General features: G+C 57.4%; 14 protein-coding genes and 1 pseudogene. 9 read left to right on the plus strand and 6 right to left on the minus strand.

Translation table 11 applies throughout. The annotated features are described in order from the left end of the window. Positions 1 to 251 precede the first annotated feature (251 nt). Both iolE and FFM53_RS32395 read left to right on the plus strand, forming a co-directional pair. Positions 252 to 1,139 (plus strand): myo-inosose-2 dehydratase, encoded by an 888-nt coding sequence (gene iolE, locus FFM53_RS32390; RefSeq protein ID WP_138333623.1) that lies wholly within the window; start codon positions 252 to 254, stop codon positions 1,137 to 1,139. A gap of 335 nt (positions 1,140 to 1,474) precedes the next feature. Beyond that, positions 1,475 to 2,479 carry a Gfo/Idh/MocA family protein gene (locus FFM53_RS32395; RefSeq protein ID WP_131714167.1) on the plus strand — a complete coding sequence of 335 codons (1,005 nt, stop codon included), beginning with the start codon at positions 1,475 to 1,477 and terminating at the stop codon, positions 2,477 to 2,479. A gap of 629 nt (positions 2,480 to 3,108) precedes the next feature. Here FFM53_RS32395 and FFM53_RS32400 read toward each other — a convergent pair. From FFM53_RS32400 to FFM53_RS32410, 3 genes are all read right to left on the minus strand, one after another. Continuing rightward, the gene (locus tag FFM53_RS32400) at positions 3,109 to 4,002 is read right to left on the minus strand and encodes a polysaccharide deacetylase family protein (protein WP_138390948.1); all 894 of its coding nucleotides are present in this window, start codon (positions 4,000 to 4,002) and stop codon (positions 3,109 to 3,111) included. Positions 4,003 to 4,179: 177 nt separating this feature from the next. After that, the gene (locus FFM53_RS32405; RefSeq protein ID WP_138333619.1) at positions 4,180 to 5,100 is read right to left on the minus strand and encodes a Gfo/Idh/MocA family protein; all 921 of its coding nucleotides are present in this window, start codon (positions 5,098 to 5,100) and stop codon (positions 4,180 to 4,182) included. Between the two features lie 292 nt (positions 5,101 to 5,392). Continuing rightward, the gene (locus FFM53_RS32410) at positions 5,393 to 6,322 is read right to left on the minus strand and encodes a sugar ABC transporter substrate-binding protein (protein WP_138333617.1); all 930 of its coding nucleotides are present in this window, start codon (positions 6,320 to 6,322) and stop codon (positions 5,393 to 5,395) included. 178 nt (positions 6,323 to 6,500) lie between these two features. On the opposite strand from FFM53_RS32410, the gene mocR reads away from it, so the two are divergent. The 7 genes and pseudogenes from mocR (at position 6,501) to FFM53_RS32445 (ending at position 13,407) form a co-directional block, all read left to right on the plus strand. After that, complete coding sequence (gene mocR, locus FFM53_RS32415; protein WP_246413384.1) at positions 6,501 to 7,934, plus strand: rhizopine catabolism transcriptional regulator MocR; 1,434 nt, start codon at positions 6,501 to 6,503, stop codon at positions 7,932 to 7,934. A 162-nt stretch (positions 7,935 to 8,096) separates the two neighbouring features. After that, positions 8,097 to 9,182 (plus strand): fatty acid desaturase family protein, encoded by a 1,086-nt coding sequence (locus tag FFM53_RS32420; protein WP_138333615.1) that lies wholly within the window; start codon positions 8,097 to 8,099, stop codon positions 9,180 to 9,182. 45 nt (positions 9,183 to 9,227) lie between these two features. Beyond that, positions 9,228 to 9,545 (plus strand): MocE family 2Fe-2S type ferredoxin, encoded by a 318-nt coding sequence (locus tag FFM53_RS32425; protein WP_018485038.1) that lies wholly within the window; start codon positions 9,228 to 9,230, stop codon positions 9,543 to 9,545. A gap of 37 nt (positions 9,546 to 9,582) precedes the next feature. Continuing rightward, a complete protein-coding gene (locus FFM53_RS32430) occupies positions 9,583 to 10,815 on the plus strand; it encodes an NAD(P)/FAD-dependent oxidoreductase (RefSeq protein ID WP_138333613.1) in 1,233 nt (410 codons plus the stop codon). Between the two features lie 39 nt (positions 10,816 to 10,854). Then, positions 10,855 to 11,697 carry a 3-methyl-2-oxobutanoate hydroxymethyltransferase gene (locus FFM53_RS32435; protein WP_131714164.1) on the plus strand — a complete coding sequence of 281 codons (843 nt, stop codon included), beginning with the start codon at positions 10,855 to 10,857 and terminating at the stop codon, positions 11,695 to 11,697. 9 nt (positions 11,698 to 11,706) lie between these two features. Beyond that, positions 11,707 to 12,591 (plus strand): formyltetrahydrofolate deformylase, encoded by an 885-nt coding sequence (gene purU, locus FFM53_RS32440; RefSeq protein WP_138333611.1) that lies wholly within the window; start codon positions 11,707 to 11,709, stop codon positions 12,589 to 12,591. 3 nt (positions 12,592 to 12,594) lie between these two features. Next, positions 12,595 to 13,407: pseudogene (locus tag FFM53_RS32445) on the plus strand (tetrahydrofolate dehydrogenase/cyclohydrolase catalytic domain-containing protein). 151 nt (positions 13,408 to 13,558) lie between these two features. Here the strand turns inward: FFM53_RS32445 and FFM53_RS32450 are convergent. The 3 genes from FFM53_RS32450 to FFM53_RS32460 all read right to left on the minus strand — a co-directional run bounded on the left by FFM53_RS32450 (position 13,559) and on the right by FFM53_RS32460 (position 16,614). Beyond that, on the minus strand, positions 13,559 to 14,422 hold the full coding sequence (locus FFM53_RS32450) for an ATP-binding cassette domain-containing protein (RefSeq protein WP_018485034.1): 864 nt from the start codon (positions 14,420 to 14,422) through the stop codon (positions 13,559 to 13,561). 6 nt (positions 14,423 to 14,428) lie between these two features. Further along, on the minus strand, positions 14,429 to 15,529 hold the full coding sequence (locus tag FFM53_RS32455) for an ABC transporter permease (protein ID WP_138333610.1): 1,101 nt from the start codon (positions 15,527 to 15,529) through the stop codon (positions 14,429 to 14,431). 71 nt (positions 15,530 to 15,600) lie between these two features. Then, positions 15,601 to 16,614 (minus strand): substrate-binding domain-containing protein, encoded by a 1,014-nt coding sequence (locus tag FFM53_RS32460; protein ID WP_163925925.1) that lies wholly within the window; start codon positions 16,612 to 16,614, stop codon positions 15,601 to 15,603. Positions 16,615 to 16,752 lie beyond the last annotated feature (138 nt).

The raw sequence follows: 16,752 nt of genomic DNA on the forward strand, positions 1-16,752 counted from the left end.
ATTAAATCGCGCCAGGCGTCCGAGGATCTCACTACGCTCGAGCGCCAAAACCGAAGCGCCCGCGGCCATGACAGCCAGAAACAAAAGCCATCGGGTGGCACAGACCTTCGCCCGATCGTGCGGTATCGAAGAGCGGATCTGTCAAAACGCGAAGAATTGGCTCTAACTAAAGGTCCAATATTGATCTAGGAAATCAGCCATAAGTATTGCGGGAGGAACCCGCTGTGAAAACGGCACGAAGGAAACGACAAATGTTTGTCAAGATTGCCATCAACCCTATCACTTGGACGAACGATGACGTTCCCGATCTCGGCGGCGACACCCCGTTGGAGCAGTGCCTTTCCGAAATGAGGCAGGCGGGTTATGCAGGGACCGAGTTGGGCGGCAAATACCCCCGCGAGAGCGGAGTTTTGAAAGGTGTACTCGCCGCTCATCAGCTTCAACTCGCCGGCGGTTGGTGGGACGGCCGCCTGTACGAGCGCGGTGTCGAGGCGGAGTTCGACGCCATCCTGGGGCATCTGACGCTGCTCAGGGATCTTGGGGCGAAGTACGCTGTCTACGCTGACACGTCTATGGGTCGGCACGACGGCATCTGGCAGCCAATTTCGAAACGCCCGCGACTCAGGGATGAAGAATGGAAGGGCTATGGCCGGAAGCTCACGGAACTCGCAGAACGGATGGCGGAATTCGGCGTTGGCCTAGCTTATCACCATCATATGGGGACCATTGTCGAGACCGACGGCGAGGTTGACCGGCTTATGTCCGTCACGGGAGATTCCGTTGGCCTTCTATTCGACAGCGGACACAGTGCCTTCAGTGGCGGCGATCCTGTCGGTCTTTGCGGTCGCCATGCGGAGCGTATCGTCCATGTGCATTGCAAGGACGTTCGTGTTGATGTTCTTCGAAAAGCGCGGGAGGAGGACCTCAGTTTCATGGACGCCGTTTTGGAGGGGATCTTTACCGTTCCTGGCGATGGCAGCGTTGATTTTCCCGCTATCTTAAAAGCGCTGGCTAAAACGAACTATAGCGGCTGGCTCGTTGTTGAAGCAGAGCAGGATCCGAAAAAGGCCAATCCGTTAACTTACGCTACAATGGGCCACGAGAACTTGGCCAGAATGATTGCAACGGCCGGCTTGTGACCAGCATCGGCACAAGGATGTCGACCTAACGCGCACCGGGCAACATTTAACCCGCGGGCGACTGAATCCTCCGGGGCCCGCGGCTCGGGGCGATACGTTGCAAGGCGTGTCGCCCCGTAAAATTCCTATCTTCGAGATCGGAAGATTCAGACGTGAAAGGGCCGACGCCCTACGGCAATGACTGATGGTTGGCTCGGATGAGAATGGGGCGTCGCAGTAAACGTCCTACCGAGGCTCTTGACGTTGATCCGTCAGCAGCCGGGATGTCTATGAAACGAGCAACGCGCATAGTCGCCCTTGGCGGAACCACGTTGCTCGAATAGGATGAGGAAGCTATGCAGCCAGTACGCTGGGGAATAATTGGTACGGCCGCAATCGCCCTTGAGAAAGTTATTCCGGCGATGTCACGTGCCGAGGGGCTCGAAGTGGTGGCGATCGCATCGCGCGATGCGGACAAGGCGCAGGCTGCGGCGAGCCGTCTGGGCTTAAAACGTAGCTACGGGTCATACGATGCGATCCTGGCAGACCCCGACATTGAAGCCGTTTATATCCCACTGCCAAACCACCTCCACGTTGAATGGGCGATCCGTGCCGCCGAGGCGGGCAAGGATGTTCTGTGCGAGAAGCCCTTGGCTTTGGATGTCGGGGAACTGAACCGCCTTATCGACTGCCGGGATCGGACGGGCCGGCTGATCCAGGAGGCGGTTATGATCCAGGCGCACCGGCAGTGGGACGAAACGCTCGGCATTGTCGCTTCCGGCGAAATCGGTGAAGTACGCGCTGTGACGGGAGTGTTCACTGAAATCAATCTCGATCCCAAGAGCATCGTCAATAATGCCGCAATCGGCGGAGGAGCGCTGTATGATCTCGGTGTTTATCCGATCGCTGCCGCCCGGCTGGTCTTCGGCGCCGAACCCGAAAGGGTATTTGCTGTTAGCGCCTTCGACCCTGATTTCGGTGTTGATCGGCTGACGAGCGCTATCCTCAGTTTTCCGCGGGCGCGCCATGCAACGCTTATGGTCTCAACACAACTGGCATTGCGTCATCACGTCGAAATCTTTGGCACCCGTAAGTCCCTCAGCCTCAGCAATCCCTTCAATCCAACGCCAGATGATCTTTGCAGGATCCAGTTGGACGATGGGAGCAAACTCGCAGGGGCCGCAGCCGAGACTAGGCTGGTCGCGCCGGCCGACCAGTATCGCCTCCAAGCGGAGCGGTTCAGCGCGGCGGTACGCTCGGGGCGCTCTTTGCCAATCGAACTCGAATGGTCGCTTGGAACCATGAAGGTGATTGATGCGATTCAGCGTTCTGTCAAAAGCGGTATCGCCGAACCCTTGTAGCGGTTGGGCATTGCAGTTCCGCTTGCAATCGCCGGGGTCCTGCTGCCGCAGCGTTCCAAGCGTTCACGATCGGTCTAAAACGCCATCTCCCGAGGCAAGTCTACGCGACTTGCTGCTGGTCGATTTGTCAGTGAAGATGGATGCGACCTGACCCCGTGCGCGGTTTAGCCAGTCGATCACCGCTTTCGTTTCAGGCACCCATCCCAGATTCTTATCCACGACATCCAGCATTGACCGCATGTCGCGCAGTGTCTTCGACACAACATTCGGCCATGACGGGGTCAGTCAGGCCAGAATGGTCCGGGCGACCGCCCGCACGCGACGGCCGCCGCATCCGGATCGATTGCGTCAATGGTCGCGAAAATCACTCGGCTCTGCGAGGGGCCGAACGCCATGCGGTTCGACGTCGAAAGCGTCAGACACGAAGTCGCGAGATCCAGTTGTTGAGGCGGCTGACGATTTCCCACGCGATACTTAATCGCTCGCGCCGAAGACGATTTTGTAGAACTCTGTGGTGGCGTCGAGGATGTTCAGTGGCGAGTTCTGCCCTGACGTCCGTTCGGAATCGAACATCGCCTAGCGAAGTTGGCGGCTTCGCACAACAAGCGTGACACGCTGTCATAGGTATACTACTGGGAGCCCGGACGATCTGCTGCCATAACCTCTCGCAATGAGCCTCGCCGAACTGGAAGACTGTCGGCCCAACTGCGAAATGATGGGTCCTTCAAAAGCTCAAATTCTTCAATTCTGATTTGCGCGGTATCGGGTTCAATTGCCTCGATCTCTCCAACCGCGTTTGCGTGCAGACAAAGGAAGTTAAGCCCAGGTCCGATTTGTTCGTAGAGATTTCGGTAGCGATCGGGCGCAGGTTCCCTTCTGTGCCACGGGGTCTCGAGAGCTCTGCATGCGAGAATTCCACCCGCGTCGATTAGCCGATCGGCTCCATTCGTATTAGAATCCTGATCGACCTCGCCCAGATTGTGCTTTGGTCCATATGCTGCGATCGTTGCAGGAAACAGCGCGGGCAGGTCAAACTCCAGGCACAGCGCGACATATCGGTCCACAAACTCTGGTGAAAAGACGCCCCCCATATGGCCATCGATATGCGAAGGAGTCAGGCCGGCCGCGAGAAACGTCTCGACTTGAGCGCGCATCTCCGCTTCGACCGCATCCGGATGAGCGTAGCGCCGCAACTCGGCAACACTCTGCCACATGAAGCCGTATCGATCCGTCAGACCCGATGCAGCCGTAGCCTTCGTTAGAGGCCGCCACCGGTAGTGGCGCTTTTCCGATGTGAGCGTGAGATGGATCCCAAGATTTAAACCTGGTTCGAGCACGCCAGCCTCGGCGATTTCCAGAAACCATGGACACGGCACCATGACGGAACCTGAGTCCACCGCTCCAAGCCGACGCAGTTCAAGATAGGCTTGATTGGCCCCGTGACACATGCCGACGTCGTCGATATTGACGACAACGGAGGGGGGTATGGTCTCTCGTTCGTCGCTTCTCCCGACACTGGTCATTCTTTTGGTCTCTCCCGTAGATAAGCCGGCTACAGCAGCCAGCGTTGCGAATTTTTCTCGCCCATGGCCGCATGAGATGCCAACTGCCTTTCGACAATCGCCTGTACTTTGCGGCTCCCTCGTGCAAACAGCATTGACCGATAGCTGATCGCCTATCTCTGCCTATAGCTGATTAGTTCACACCGAGAGTACTTCAGTGGCTGCTTCTGCGATGGCGAGCGCGGTGACGGCGTCTTGTGCGGTTGCACCTTGGGAGACTCCACCGCGTGCCGCTTGGACGAAATCTTCAAGCTGGCTCCGTAACGCATTTAAGAATACCGCCTCTCCATTTGGGGGCCAGAAAAAGCGAGCTTCTTCGAAGCCTGAGGTGCCGAAGACCTGAGCCCAGCACGCGTCCCCAGGTGGAAATCTCCGCCCCAGAGAAACCAGACCGACGCCACCGCCTGAAAGATCGCAAAGCAGCTGAACAGCATCCGGATCACCTTCCACCTTTCCTGCGAAAGTCGTTTTCGAGGCGGCAACCCGGAAATTGCTTGGTTCCTGACCCGTAAGCCAGCGCAACTGGTCAAATTCATGAACGCCCATATCGATAAGCGCCCCGCCTCCAGTGGCTCGAAATGAGGCCGCAGGGGGAGTTTCGTCCCATTGGAAGCAAGATATGAGGTAAGGCTCACCAAGCAGGCCGCTCCGAATATTCTGTCGCAGTTTCTCCAGTTCAGGAACGAACCGCCGCCAATATCCAATCTGCAAGTGCACTTTGAATTGTTCGGCCGCCTCGGCTGCCTTGCGAGCTTCTTCGGCAGTGACGCCGCAGGGCTTCTCGCAGAGGATTGGCAAGCCGCGTGCAGCTATGTACCTAATATTTTCCACATGCGTCTTGCTGGGAGTCGCGATGAGAACTCCCTCGATCTCGCCTGCGTCAATCATTTCATCCGCGGTTTCGTAAGTTTTGATACCACTGCGTTCCAACGCAAGCCTCGTAGCGGCTACCGGTTCGACCACAGCCGTGACTTCCACGAGCAAACTCTCAGAAGCCGCTCGCAAATGTACCTGACCCATGCGGCCAGCACCGATCAAACCAAGACGGAATTCCCTCATAACTTAATCCTGCGGTAAGAGTTTAAATATCGGTCCGTCGCGGCGGACCCGTCTTTGGCCCTGGCAGACGCAACATCGCGGGATTAGGGATCCAGAAAGTTGCGGGGGCTGGTTGTCGAATCACTGCAGTTCCGGGACCAAAATCACCAGGCGATGGTCGCCACTGTCGCCATGGCAAACCTCGAAATCCTGATCAGTGGCTCACGATCTGCCGCCGGCCAGGCGGCTAACGATGGTAGCATCTGAGCCATTGGGGCTCCGGCATTTCCGGTTAGGTCCACACGGATCAAGGTCAATTCTTTCCCTGAAACTTTGCTAGATTCTCCTTCGTGACCAGCTCGAAGGGGATGTAGATCTTCTTTTTGACGGGCTCCCCCTTGGCGAGCTTGAGCGCGGCGTCGATAGAACCCTTGCCCTGACCGATAGCGTCCTGGAACACGCTGACGTCCAGTTCTTCGGCCGCCATTGCGGCCAGCGCATCATCGGTGGCGTCGATGCCGCCAACCACGACTGAATCCATCGAACGGCCTGCGGCTTTCAAGGCTTGTATGGCGCCGATCGCCATCTCGTCGTTGTTCGCAATTACGGCATCGAATTCGAAGCCTGCAGACAGCCAGTTGGTCATAAGGTCGGCGCCCTGGGTCCGCTGCCAGTTTGCTGTCTGCTCTTCGACGATCTCGATGCCCTTGCACTTGTCGGTAGCGAGAACGTCATGAATATCTTTCGTGCGCATGCGAGCCGCCTGGTTCGACAACTCCCCGATTATCACGACGGCTTTTCCCTTTCCGTTGAGGAGCCTGCAAACTTCCTGGGTCTGTAAAGTGCCGGAATCCACCTCGTTCGAGGCCACAAAAGCTTGTGTTTGCGGAAGAGTGTCGACGTTCACCGGTTCGCGGTTGACGTAGACCAGGGGCACGCCCGCATCGGCCGCGATCTTCGATATCACGGTTGTCGCATCAGTATCGACCGGCTGCACGATGATCGCATCCACCCCAGCGGCGATAAAATTCTGGACCTGGCTCTGCTGCTTAGCCACGTCATTCTGCGCGTCTTCGATCTGCAGGTCCACGCTCTCAAGCGTATTGGCGTACTCCTCCATGCCGTTGCGCAGCAACGTCCCGAATTTGTCGTCGAATACCGCCATCGAGGCGCCGATGGTCCCCGCATGTGCAGAGGTCGACATGAGGACGGCCATCGCGCCGCCTATGATAATTTTTTTCACTTCTTTTCTCCCCGCTCTTGACGCTGGAAATCCAGCACTTGAACAGGCCGAAGATTGACGCGATACTGGCTCAACTGAAAGAGCAGCTTTAGACGATTTTGAGGGGACCAATTTGACTAAATGTCGCACCCGCTTTCCCTCCGATATGCTTGTTCTCGATAGAGAAGCCAGCGTTCCGATGCACCGGCAGCTTTACGAGAAGTTGCGCTCAGAAATACTGGCCGGTCGTTTGAAGGCCGACACACGCCTTCCCCCAACTCGTTTGATGGCTGAGGATCTCGGCGTCAGCCGCAACACTGTGATCAGTACCTACGATGCCCTACTCGCTGAGGGTTATCTTGAATCTCGCTCCGGATCGGGCACCTGGGTAGCGACGTTGCCTGCAGATGCTGTGACTGCGCGCAATGCTCTTGACAAGACCGGCGCGCCGTCTCTCTCGTCGCGAGGGTCGAGGATGGCGAAACAGCCTCGAGACCGAACGATCCCCGGTCACATCGCATTCCATCCCGGATATCCAGAAATCAAAAGCTTTCCCTTCTCGACGTGGGCGCGGCTGCTCAAACGGCACACCCGCTACTCCCAGGAGGACCTCTATGGCTATCACTGGGTCACGGGCCATCCTCGGCTGAAGACAGCGATTGCGGAGTACTTGCAGGCTTCGCGCGGCGTCGATTGCGGACCAGAACAGGTGATCGTTGTCAATGGCACCCAGGCTGCCCTGGACATTCTCGCGCGTGTGCTCGTCGATGAGGGAGACGTCTGCTGGATGGAAGAGCCCGGCTACATTGGCGCTCAGAATGCGCTATTGAGCGCCGGAGCAAGGCTCGTGCCCTTGCCGGTCGGACGGGATGGCTGGTCGCTCGACGATGAGGCTCGCCCAGCGCCGCGCCTGATCTTCGTCACGCCGTCTTGCCAGTGGCCGCTAGGTTGCGTGATGCGCATGGAAGATCGGCTTCGGCTTCTCCAGATCGCCGAAAGGCATGATGCCTGGATCGTTGAGGACGACTACGACAGCGAATATCGCTTTCGAGGGCGGCCGATACCGGCGATGCAAGGCTTAGACAAATCCGGCCGCGTGATCTACATGGGCACGTTTGCCAAGACGCTCTTTCCGTCTCTCAGGATTGGTTTCGTCGTTGTGCCCCCACATCTCGCCGACGGCTTTAAGCGGGTCGCCAGTAACACCGGACACTATCCATCTCTCCTGCTGCAGGCGGCGCTCGCCGACTTTATCAGCGAGGGCTACTTCGCCACGCATCTTCGCCGGATGCGGCGCCTCTATGCTGAGCGCCAGAAGGTGTTTGTATCAATGTGCCACCACAGTCTCAATCGCTGGCTTTCTATCGAGGAAAGTGACGCCGGTATGCAGCTTGTCGGTCGGTTCACGCAGGCAGTCGAAGATGAGACGCTTTGGGCCGCAGCACAAAAACAGGGCGTGAACTTCTCACCGCTTTCGCGGCAGTTTTTCAGCAGCCCACCTGAACAGGGCGCCATACTGGGTTACGCGGGCATCGACCTGAAGGCCATGCGGGAGGGAATTGCCTGCCTGCGAGCGGCATTCATTGATGCTGAAAATAGCGGCACTTTTGAAAAACAACCGACGTCTGGTTAACCATCTGAGACGTGCTGAGTTCCGGATATGCGTTGTTCAGGACGAATTGCTGCGTACTTTTTTGCGGAAGAAGTGGTTCTGGAGAAAAGGACGAAGGCGGCTCTAACGAAGGGTCCACTAAACCTCTAGGCTCGTGCCTCAGCATTGCGACGGAGGCAATCCATGGTTTTAGCGCAAAGAGATTACAGCCTGGTTGGTCGTGGATCGCGAGCTGCGGTTGCGAGTGGACTTGCGGCAGCGGAATGGTATCACACCGACATTCCGCGCAAGGAGATGAAGGCGCTGATGCAGCGCTCCGATGCGCCGGCGATCCGCGACACGGCCCTCTGGCTCGGTAGTATGGCAGTTTTTGCGGGGCTCGGCATCTACTTCTGGGGCTCGTGGATCGCGCTGCCTTTCTTCCTGGCCTACGGTGTGCTTTACGGCTCGGCCTCCGACAGCCGCTGGCACGAATGCGGCCACGGCACCGCCTTCAAGACGCGATGGATGAACGCTATTGTCTACCAGATCGCCTGCTTCATGATCATGCGCAATCCGGTAACCTGGCGTTGGAGCCATGCGCGCCATCACACCGATACGGTGATCGTCGGCCGCGATCCAGAGATCGCCGTCATGCGGCCGCCGGATCTGTTGCGGCTAATCCTCGACTTTTTCGGCATTCTCGATGTCTGGCACGCAGTTGTGGACATGCTGCGCAATTCCGCTGGCAATGTCTCGGAAGAGGAGAAGACGTTTATCCCGGAGACGGAACAGCGCAAGGTCGTCCGCGTGGCGCGGATCTGGCTCGCGAGCTATGCAGGGACGATCGCGTTGTCGATGTGGCTCGGCTCGGTCCTGCCACTCCTGTTGATCGGTCTACCTCGACTTTATGGTGCGTGGCATGCTGCAATGACGGGCCTGCTCCAGCACGGCGGCCTTGCAGACAACGTAACGGACCACCGCCTGAACAGCCGCACAGTCTACATGAATCCGATCAGCCGCTTCATCTATTGGAACATGAACTATCATGTTGAGCATCACATGTTCCCAATGGTGCCTTACCACGCACTACCGAAGCTGCACGCGCTCATCAAGCACGACCTGCCGGCACCCAATACCTCCATTATTGATGGCTACCGCGAGATGATCCCGGCCTTTATTCGACAGCTGCGCTACGAGGACTACTACGTCAAGCGCGAGTTGCCGCCGACGGCGAAACCTTATCATGTGGAACTTCACGGCGCTCAACGCGTGTCCGCCGTCGAGTGACAGAACACGATCAAGATCGAAGCGAGACATTCGGATGGAGCAAACATGAGCCAAGGTTGGGTTGAGGTGTGCGGGGTCGATGATATCGATGAGGAAGACCTCATCCGCTTCGATCATGACGGGCGCACGTTCGCGGTCTACCGCAGTTCCGATGGTGGTTATTATGCAACGGACGGCTTGTGCACGCATGAGCAAATACATCTGGCTGATGGGCTTGTCATGGATGAAATCATCGAATGTCCAAAGCACAATGGCCGCTTCAACTACAAGACTGGCGAGGCAATGGGAGCGCCGGTCTGCGTCAATCTGAAAACCTATCCGGCGAAGGTGGAGGCCGGGACCGTCTTCATCGCGATTTCGTAATTCGATGACGCGACGCTTCACGCGACGGGGAGGAAAGATGAGTAAGATCATTATAGTCGGTGGCGGAGAATGCGGAGCAAGGGCCGCGTTTGCTTTAAGGGAGCAAGGTTTTAACGGCGACATCACCCTGATCGGCGCCGAACCACATCTTCCCTATGAGCGGCCACCACTTTCAAAAACGGGTCTCGCCAGTGCCGCACCGCCTCAATATGTGGCCGGTCCGGCGCGTTACGAAGAGGCCAGGATCACCATTCTAACAGGCGTTCCTGTTGACACGGTCGATCGGCAAAGCAAACTGGTGAGGCTCTCCGACGGCCGAAAATTTCCTTATGATCAGCTTCTCCTTGCGACGGGTGCCCGGCCGCGCCCCTTTGCAGGAGTATCCGGTGATCCAGGTTTGGGGCGCATCTGCATGCTGCGGAACCATGGCGACGCAGTCGCGATCCACGAGGCATTAGCGCCAGGCAAGAGTCTTGCCGTTGTCGGCGGCGGCTTCATTGGCCTGGAAATTGCTGCGACCGCCCGGAAACTCGGTGCCGAGGTATTACTGATCGAGAGTTCACCCCGCGTCCTTTCGCGGGGGGTGCCGGCAGAAATCGCGAAGGTCGTCACCGAGCGACACCGGCAGGAGGGTGTGAACATTTTATGCGGTGAGCAAATCACATCCATCGCAACTGAAAATGATAAGGTGCAAATTCTCTTTGCGAACGGAACCACCAGACTGGCCGATATTGTTGTCGTCGGCATCGGAGTCATCCCCAATGTGGAACTTGCCGAGGCTGCTGGACTTTTGATTGACAACGGCATCGCCGTCGATGCCACGCTCAGGACATCAGACCCTGACATCTTTGCCGCTGGTGATTGTTGCTCGTTTCCACTTTCGCATTATCGCGAACGCCGGGTGCGGCTTGAAGCTTGGCGGAACGCGCAGGATCAGGGAATGCTCGTTGCGGCCAATCTGCTGGGCAGGGGCCTCGCAATCGCAAGCGTGCCCTGGTTTTGGTCGGATCAATATGAACTGACGCTTCAGATCGCCGGTCTTTCCGATGGTGCTGCGACAACCGTTCGACGCGACCTTGATCAGGGGGCGTTCATCCTCTTTCATCTTGATGGCGAAGATCGCTTGATTGCCGCTAGCGGCATTGGCCCGGGAAACGCCGTCGCGCGCGATATTCGACTTGCCGAGATGCTAATCGCTGCAAAACGGCGGCTGGACCGGGAAGCGCTTGCTTCCCCAAAAACCAACCTCAAAAAACTATTGGCCGCGTAAAGCTGCCACCATTCACTCTAAAACGTGCTGGAGATTTCCATGAATCATCGCCGCCCGACCGTCGCCGACCTGTTGTCAATCAGAGGTCACAGGCAGCTCAGCATGCTGCGGGTCGTCACGCTTGAGGAAGCCGAGGCGGCGGAGAAGGCGGGCATCGATCTCGTCTCGGTTCCTCCGGAACTGCTTGGCCCCGCCTTTCGCGAGGTGGCCCCAACCGTGTTCGCATTTCCCGGTTTGGATGATCTGATTACTGCTGAGGACTATCTTCGAGCCGCCTTCGAGGCAATTCGTGCCGGCGGCGACGCTGTCTACTGCGCCGCCGGAATGTCGACCGTGCGACGCCTACGGGAGGAAGGAATCCCGGTCTGTGGCCATGTCGGGCTTATTCCGTCTAAAGCGACATGGACGGGCGGCTTTCGCGCAGTCGGTAAAACGGCCGCCAGTGCATTTGAGGTCTGGCGTCAGGTGAAAGCTCTCGAGGAGGCCGGCGCCTTCGCAGCTGAAATCGAGGTAGTGCCTGGCGAGGTCGCTGCGGCGATTTCCAAACGCACATCACTCCTGATGCTTTCCATGGGTGCGGGCACAGGATGTGATGCCCAATACCTTTTTGCCGAGGATGTGCTTGGGCAGAACCGGGGTCATTATCCTCGCCATGCTAAAGTCTACCGCGATTTTGCTTCTGAATTCGATCGGCTGCATCGGGAGCGTGTGGAAGCGTTCCGCGAATATGCTGAAGACGTGCGATCTGGTGCATACCCAGAGAAGGGGCACTTGGTCAGCATAGCGCCAGAGGAGCTCGAAGGCTTTCTGAGAAAAGTCGAAAGTGAACAGCCGTTTTCCGCCAACGCAAGAGAATGTCGTGATGGCACCGCAGCGAATTAGGGATAAAGCATGACCAATTATGTTTTGACGGTGACGTGCAAGTCGACGCGCGGCATCGTCGCGGCGATTTCGAGCTATCTGGCCGACAGGGGCTGCAACATCATCGACAGCTCGCAGTTCGACGATCTCGATACCGGCAAGTTCTTCATGCGCGTCAGCTTCATTTCGGAAGAGGGGCTTTCGGGCGCCGATATCGACGCCGGTTTCGCGACCGTCGCCGCTCCTTTCGAAATGGATTATGATTTTCACGACAGCGAGAAGCGCATGAAGGTGCTGCTGATGGTGTCGCGTTTCGGCCATTGTCTGAACGACCTGCTTTACCGCTGGAAGATCGGCGCGCTGCCGATCGATATCGTCGGCGTCGTCTCCAACCATTTCGACTACCAGAAGGTCGTGGTCAACCACGACATTCCCTTTCACCATATTCCGGTCACCAAGGCCAACAAGGCGCAGGCCGAGGCCCATATCATGGACGTGGCCGAGCAGACCGGCACCGAGCTGATCGTGCTCGCCCGCTACATGCAGATCCTGTCGGACGAGATGTGCCAGAAAATGTCCGGGAAGATCATCAATATCCACCATTCCTTCCTGCCGAGCTTCAAGGGCGCCAATCCTTACAAACAAGCCTATCAACGCGGCGTGAAGCTGATCGGGGCCACGGCGCATTACGTCACCGCCGATCTCGACGAAGGCCCGATCATCGAACAGGACACGGCGCGCATCACCCATGCGCAGTCACCCGACGACTATGTCTCGATCGGCCGCGATGTCGAAAGCCAGGTGCTGGCGCGGGCCATCCACGCCCATATCCATCACCGCACCTTCATCAACGGCAATCGCACCGTGGTCTTCCCGGCAAGCCCCGGCAGCTTCGCTTCGGAAAGGATGGGGTGAGGCATGGCGTATGTTTTGCTGGGAAAACCAATCGCCGATCGGGTCCTCGATGCAGTGAAGGCAAGGGCAGCTGAGCTTCAGAACACCTCTGGGGTCGAAGCCGGTCGCAGTGGTCATTCTTGGGGACGATCCGGCTAGCCGTACCTATCTGAACGCCAAAAGCGAGCTGGCCAGCCGGTGTGGCTTCCGTTCGATGCAGTATAATCTTCCTGCAGAAACCTCACAGGAAGAGCTGCTAGATCGGATAGCGCTGCTGAATGCGGACAAAGTTATCCACGGAATCCTCGTTCAGTTGCCATTGCCGAAACACTTAGAGCAAGAAGAGATCATCCGGTCTATTCTGCCGGAGAAGGACGTCGATGGCCTGCACGTCGTAAACGCCGGGAAAGTGGCGAGTGGGAATCTCGTTACTGGACTGGTCTCCTGCACACCGGCCGGTGCTATGATGCTCATTCGGCACGCCGACGGAGACAACCTTTCCGGCTGAATGCTCTTGTCATCGGTCGGCCGTCCCGAATTGGTTCGCGGTGATTGGCTGAAGCCAGGCGCGACAATCATCGATGTCGGTATAAACCGCGTGCTGGCTCCAGAATAAGGCGAGGCAAGACACGGCTTGTCGGAGAGGTTGCTTTCAAGGAGGCTGAAAAAGTCGCGGCGGGGATCACGCCCGTTCCAAGAGGTGTCGGGCCTATGACGATCGCCATGCTGATGGCTAACACTCTAAAATGTGCCGAAGATTCACTTGCGCGTTTTAGCGAGGCATCGAACATGCCGCAGCTTTCGGAGCGCCTGCAGCACTCAGATAGCGATCGCTGAGACTCGGCGTCGCTGACCGAATCTTGTCGCCAATTGGGCGGAGAGACCATTCCCCAGTCGACACTCCTCTCCCCGCCGAGAAACTCACAATCAACTAACGCGACCTCATGCCTAAACAGGTTGACGGCGCACTTTTTCTAAAACGTAGCACTTAGCCCACATGGGCAACAAGGTCAGTGAGGTCATCGAGATTGACTTCGTCGCGCCTGAAGGTGCCAACAACCTTTCCCTGCGAGAGGACAACAAGATCGTCAGCGACCGCTAGGGCGTGCCGGAAGTTATGGGTGATGAAAATGACGGCCTGACCTTGGTCGCGGGCAGTGACGATATGATCGAGAACCTTGCCCGCCTGCCGCACCGCTAAGGCCGATGTCGGCTCGTCGAGAATGAGGAGAGAGGATCCAAAATACATGGCCCTGGCGATAGCGAGCGACTGGCGCTCGCCACCGGATATGTTTGCTCCTCTTTCGTCCAAACCGCGCTCCCAGCGCACGCCTAACCGATGAAGAGCCGACTGCGCCATTTCATTTGCGCGTTTTAGATCGAGCCATTTGAACGGGCCTAAACCTCGTTGCGGTTCTCGTCCGAGAACGATGTTACGGGTGACGGAGAGAAGTTCGCAAACCGCCAAATCCTGAAACACCGTGGCGACGCCACGTTCACGCGCGTCCTTCGGATTGCGGAAAACAATGGCTTCCCCATTGAAGCGCAGCTCGCCGCGATCCGCTGGAAATACTCCGGAAAGGATTTTGATCAACGTGGACTTGCCCGCTCCATTGTCGCCTAAAAGGGCAAGAATACGACCCGAGTAGGCTTTGAGAGACACATCCACCAACGCCGTGGTCGCGCCAAAGCCCTTCGATAGTCCGATGGCTTCAATGACCGGCACGTCTGCCGGTTTAATTGGCTCAATCTGGCGCGTGAGCCCCCTCATATCATCGCTGCCGCTGCCTGCGGGTAAGGCACGAGTAGCGACCGCTGCCTGGCTGTCATTAGAGATCACGTCCTTGCTCATTTCAATTCATCCGTTCGTGTTCTTGCTGATCGCGGTCTGGGCGTTGATTGCTGCGTCTGCTGTCGAACTGTCCCGACGATAGCCCGACAAAGGTCGCGACTTTGACATCCGCTTGCTGATCGATGTATTGAGGATGACGGCACCAACCACGATCATTCCGGTGAGGGTCTTGAAGAGATGGCCCGGGGCTCCCGCGAGAACCAGCCCGACCTGGATCATTCCGAAGGTAACGGCGCCCAGGATCGTTCCAATAACGCTACCATAGCCACCGGAGAGGAGTGTCCCCCCGATCACTGTCACTGCGACCGCTTGAAGTTCGAAACCTTCGCCCCGCAGCGCATCTACGGATCCAAAGCGTGCAACCTGAATTATTCCTGCGATGGCAGCCAGCGCGGAGCAGATCATGAAGACGATGATGGTGACCCTATCGACCGGTACGCCGAGATTCCTGGCCGCGTTCTCGTTCTGGCCCCGTGCTTGGATCCAGTTACCGAGTTTCGTACGGGAGAGCAGAAGCGTCCCTGAAAACCCTATCAAGAGAAACCATAACATCGACATACGAAAATCGCTGATCAACGGTCCGGCCATCGTCGCCCGGAAGCTTGCAGGGATCTCCACCGTCATCGGAAATCCGCCGGTAAGCGCAATCAAAACACCGCGCCAAATGAGCATTGTGCCAAGCGTCACCACGAAAGAGTGGATGCGGAAACGCACAACCATGTATCCGTTGACCGCCCCCAGCGCTGCGCCGGCGGCGATCGCGACGGCCGATGCCGAAACTGGATCAAATCCATAATCGCGCATCAATACAACACAAACGTAAGATGTGAGGCCGAGTACAGCGCCGACCGAAAGATCGAAATGACCGCAGATCATCAACAGCGTCGCGCCGATAGAAACGATCCCGAGTTCAGCAGCGATCGCCATGATGCTGATATAAGTAATCTTGGTCGGAAACAGCTGCGGCGCGAGTAGGGAAAACAGGATGAAAAGGATGACAACGGCAGCGACCGATGTTGCTTCAGGCCGAAGCATGAAGCGGCGGAACGCTTCAGCGCAAGCGATGCTGCGTGTAGGGGCGTGGGCGAGGTGGACTTCGTCGGACATTTTGGCCTCCCGCCAAATTGATTAGAAGATTGCGACCCGGCGAAATGACCGGGTCGCTCCCAGACTATCGCTCAACGATAACCCTTGCCCACCAGCGCCTGAACCTTCTCAACGTTGGTCTTGTCCACGATCGTCGGGCCGGTCAGGAAGTAGTTTCCTTCGAGCAAGCCATATTTCAGGTAGTGAGTGAGCAGCAGAACAGGCATGTAGCCGCGCCAGAACTGCTGCTGGTCGATCGTGAAAGCCTGCCGCCCATCACTGATCGCCGTGAGCGATTGTGCATTGATGTCGTAGCCGGTCAGGATCAGGTCGTTCCGTCCGCTGTCCGCTTTCGCCGTCAGGAAGCCGTCCACCACGTCACATGTGCTCGTCGCGGCGACTGTGTCAGGGTTGCGACGCAGATAGTTGGATAGGGTTTCGGCCTGCTGGCCCGGATCCATTGACATTTCCAGGAAGTCCGCCGTGATCCCACCGGCTTTGAGGGCATCTATTTCGGAGGTTGCACGCAGCTGGCAAGTTGCGTCACCGGGTTGCTGATTGGCAACAACCACGCGTCCTTTTACGCCCATGTCGCGCAGACGTCGGGCCGACAGCTGTCCGGCGGCGCCTTCGTCAGAACCGGCGCGGAAGAGAAAAATATCGTCCGGCTTTCGAATGTGCGACCCCGGCGGAGGCGCCGCGGCGCTGCCGAACGCGATCCCGGCTTCTTTGGCTCGTGCAGCCACATCGGCATAGGCGGCGTCGTCGGCGAAAGCGCAAACCGCGATACCGTCCGCCTGAGCTGCCATGGCTTCCTCGATCTTTTGGATCTGGTTGGGAATTGTCAGCTGGTCGGGATAGATATAGTTGACCTTGACTCCAAGGTTTTTTCCGGCCTCTTCAGCGCCGCGCGCAAGATAGCCGTGGAAGCCGGTTGGCGCCGCACACCCGACGAAGTAGATGGAAATATTTTCTTCGGCAGATGCAGGTGCTGCATTTGAAATGCAGATGAGCATAAGCGCCCATGCCAATGTGCTGGTGGCCGTAAGGGCTTTACTAGCCGACATCATTGCGCAGTTGTTTAGTAGCGGTTTTAACGCTTGCATTGTTGTTCCCTTTGTTCTTCCGCGCAAGTGTAATTCAGTCGCGGGTTTGGGAACATTAGACAGTATTGGGTCGATAAGTAGAACCGTTTCTGAACGATTTCTTAGGTCCACCTCCGGCCCGTGGCGGCGAGCGTTATC

The organism is Rhizobium indicum, assembly GCF_005862305.2.
Lineage (GTDB): Bacteria > Pseudomonadota > Alphaproteobacteria > Rhizobiales > Rhizobiaceae > Rhizobium > Rhizobium indicum.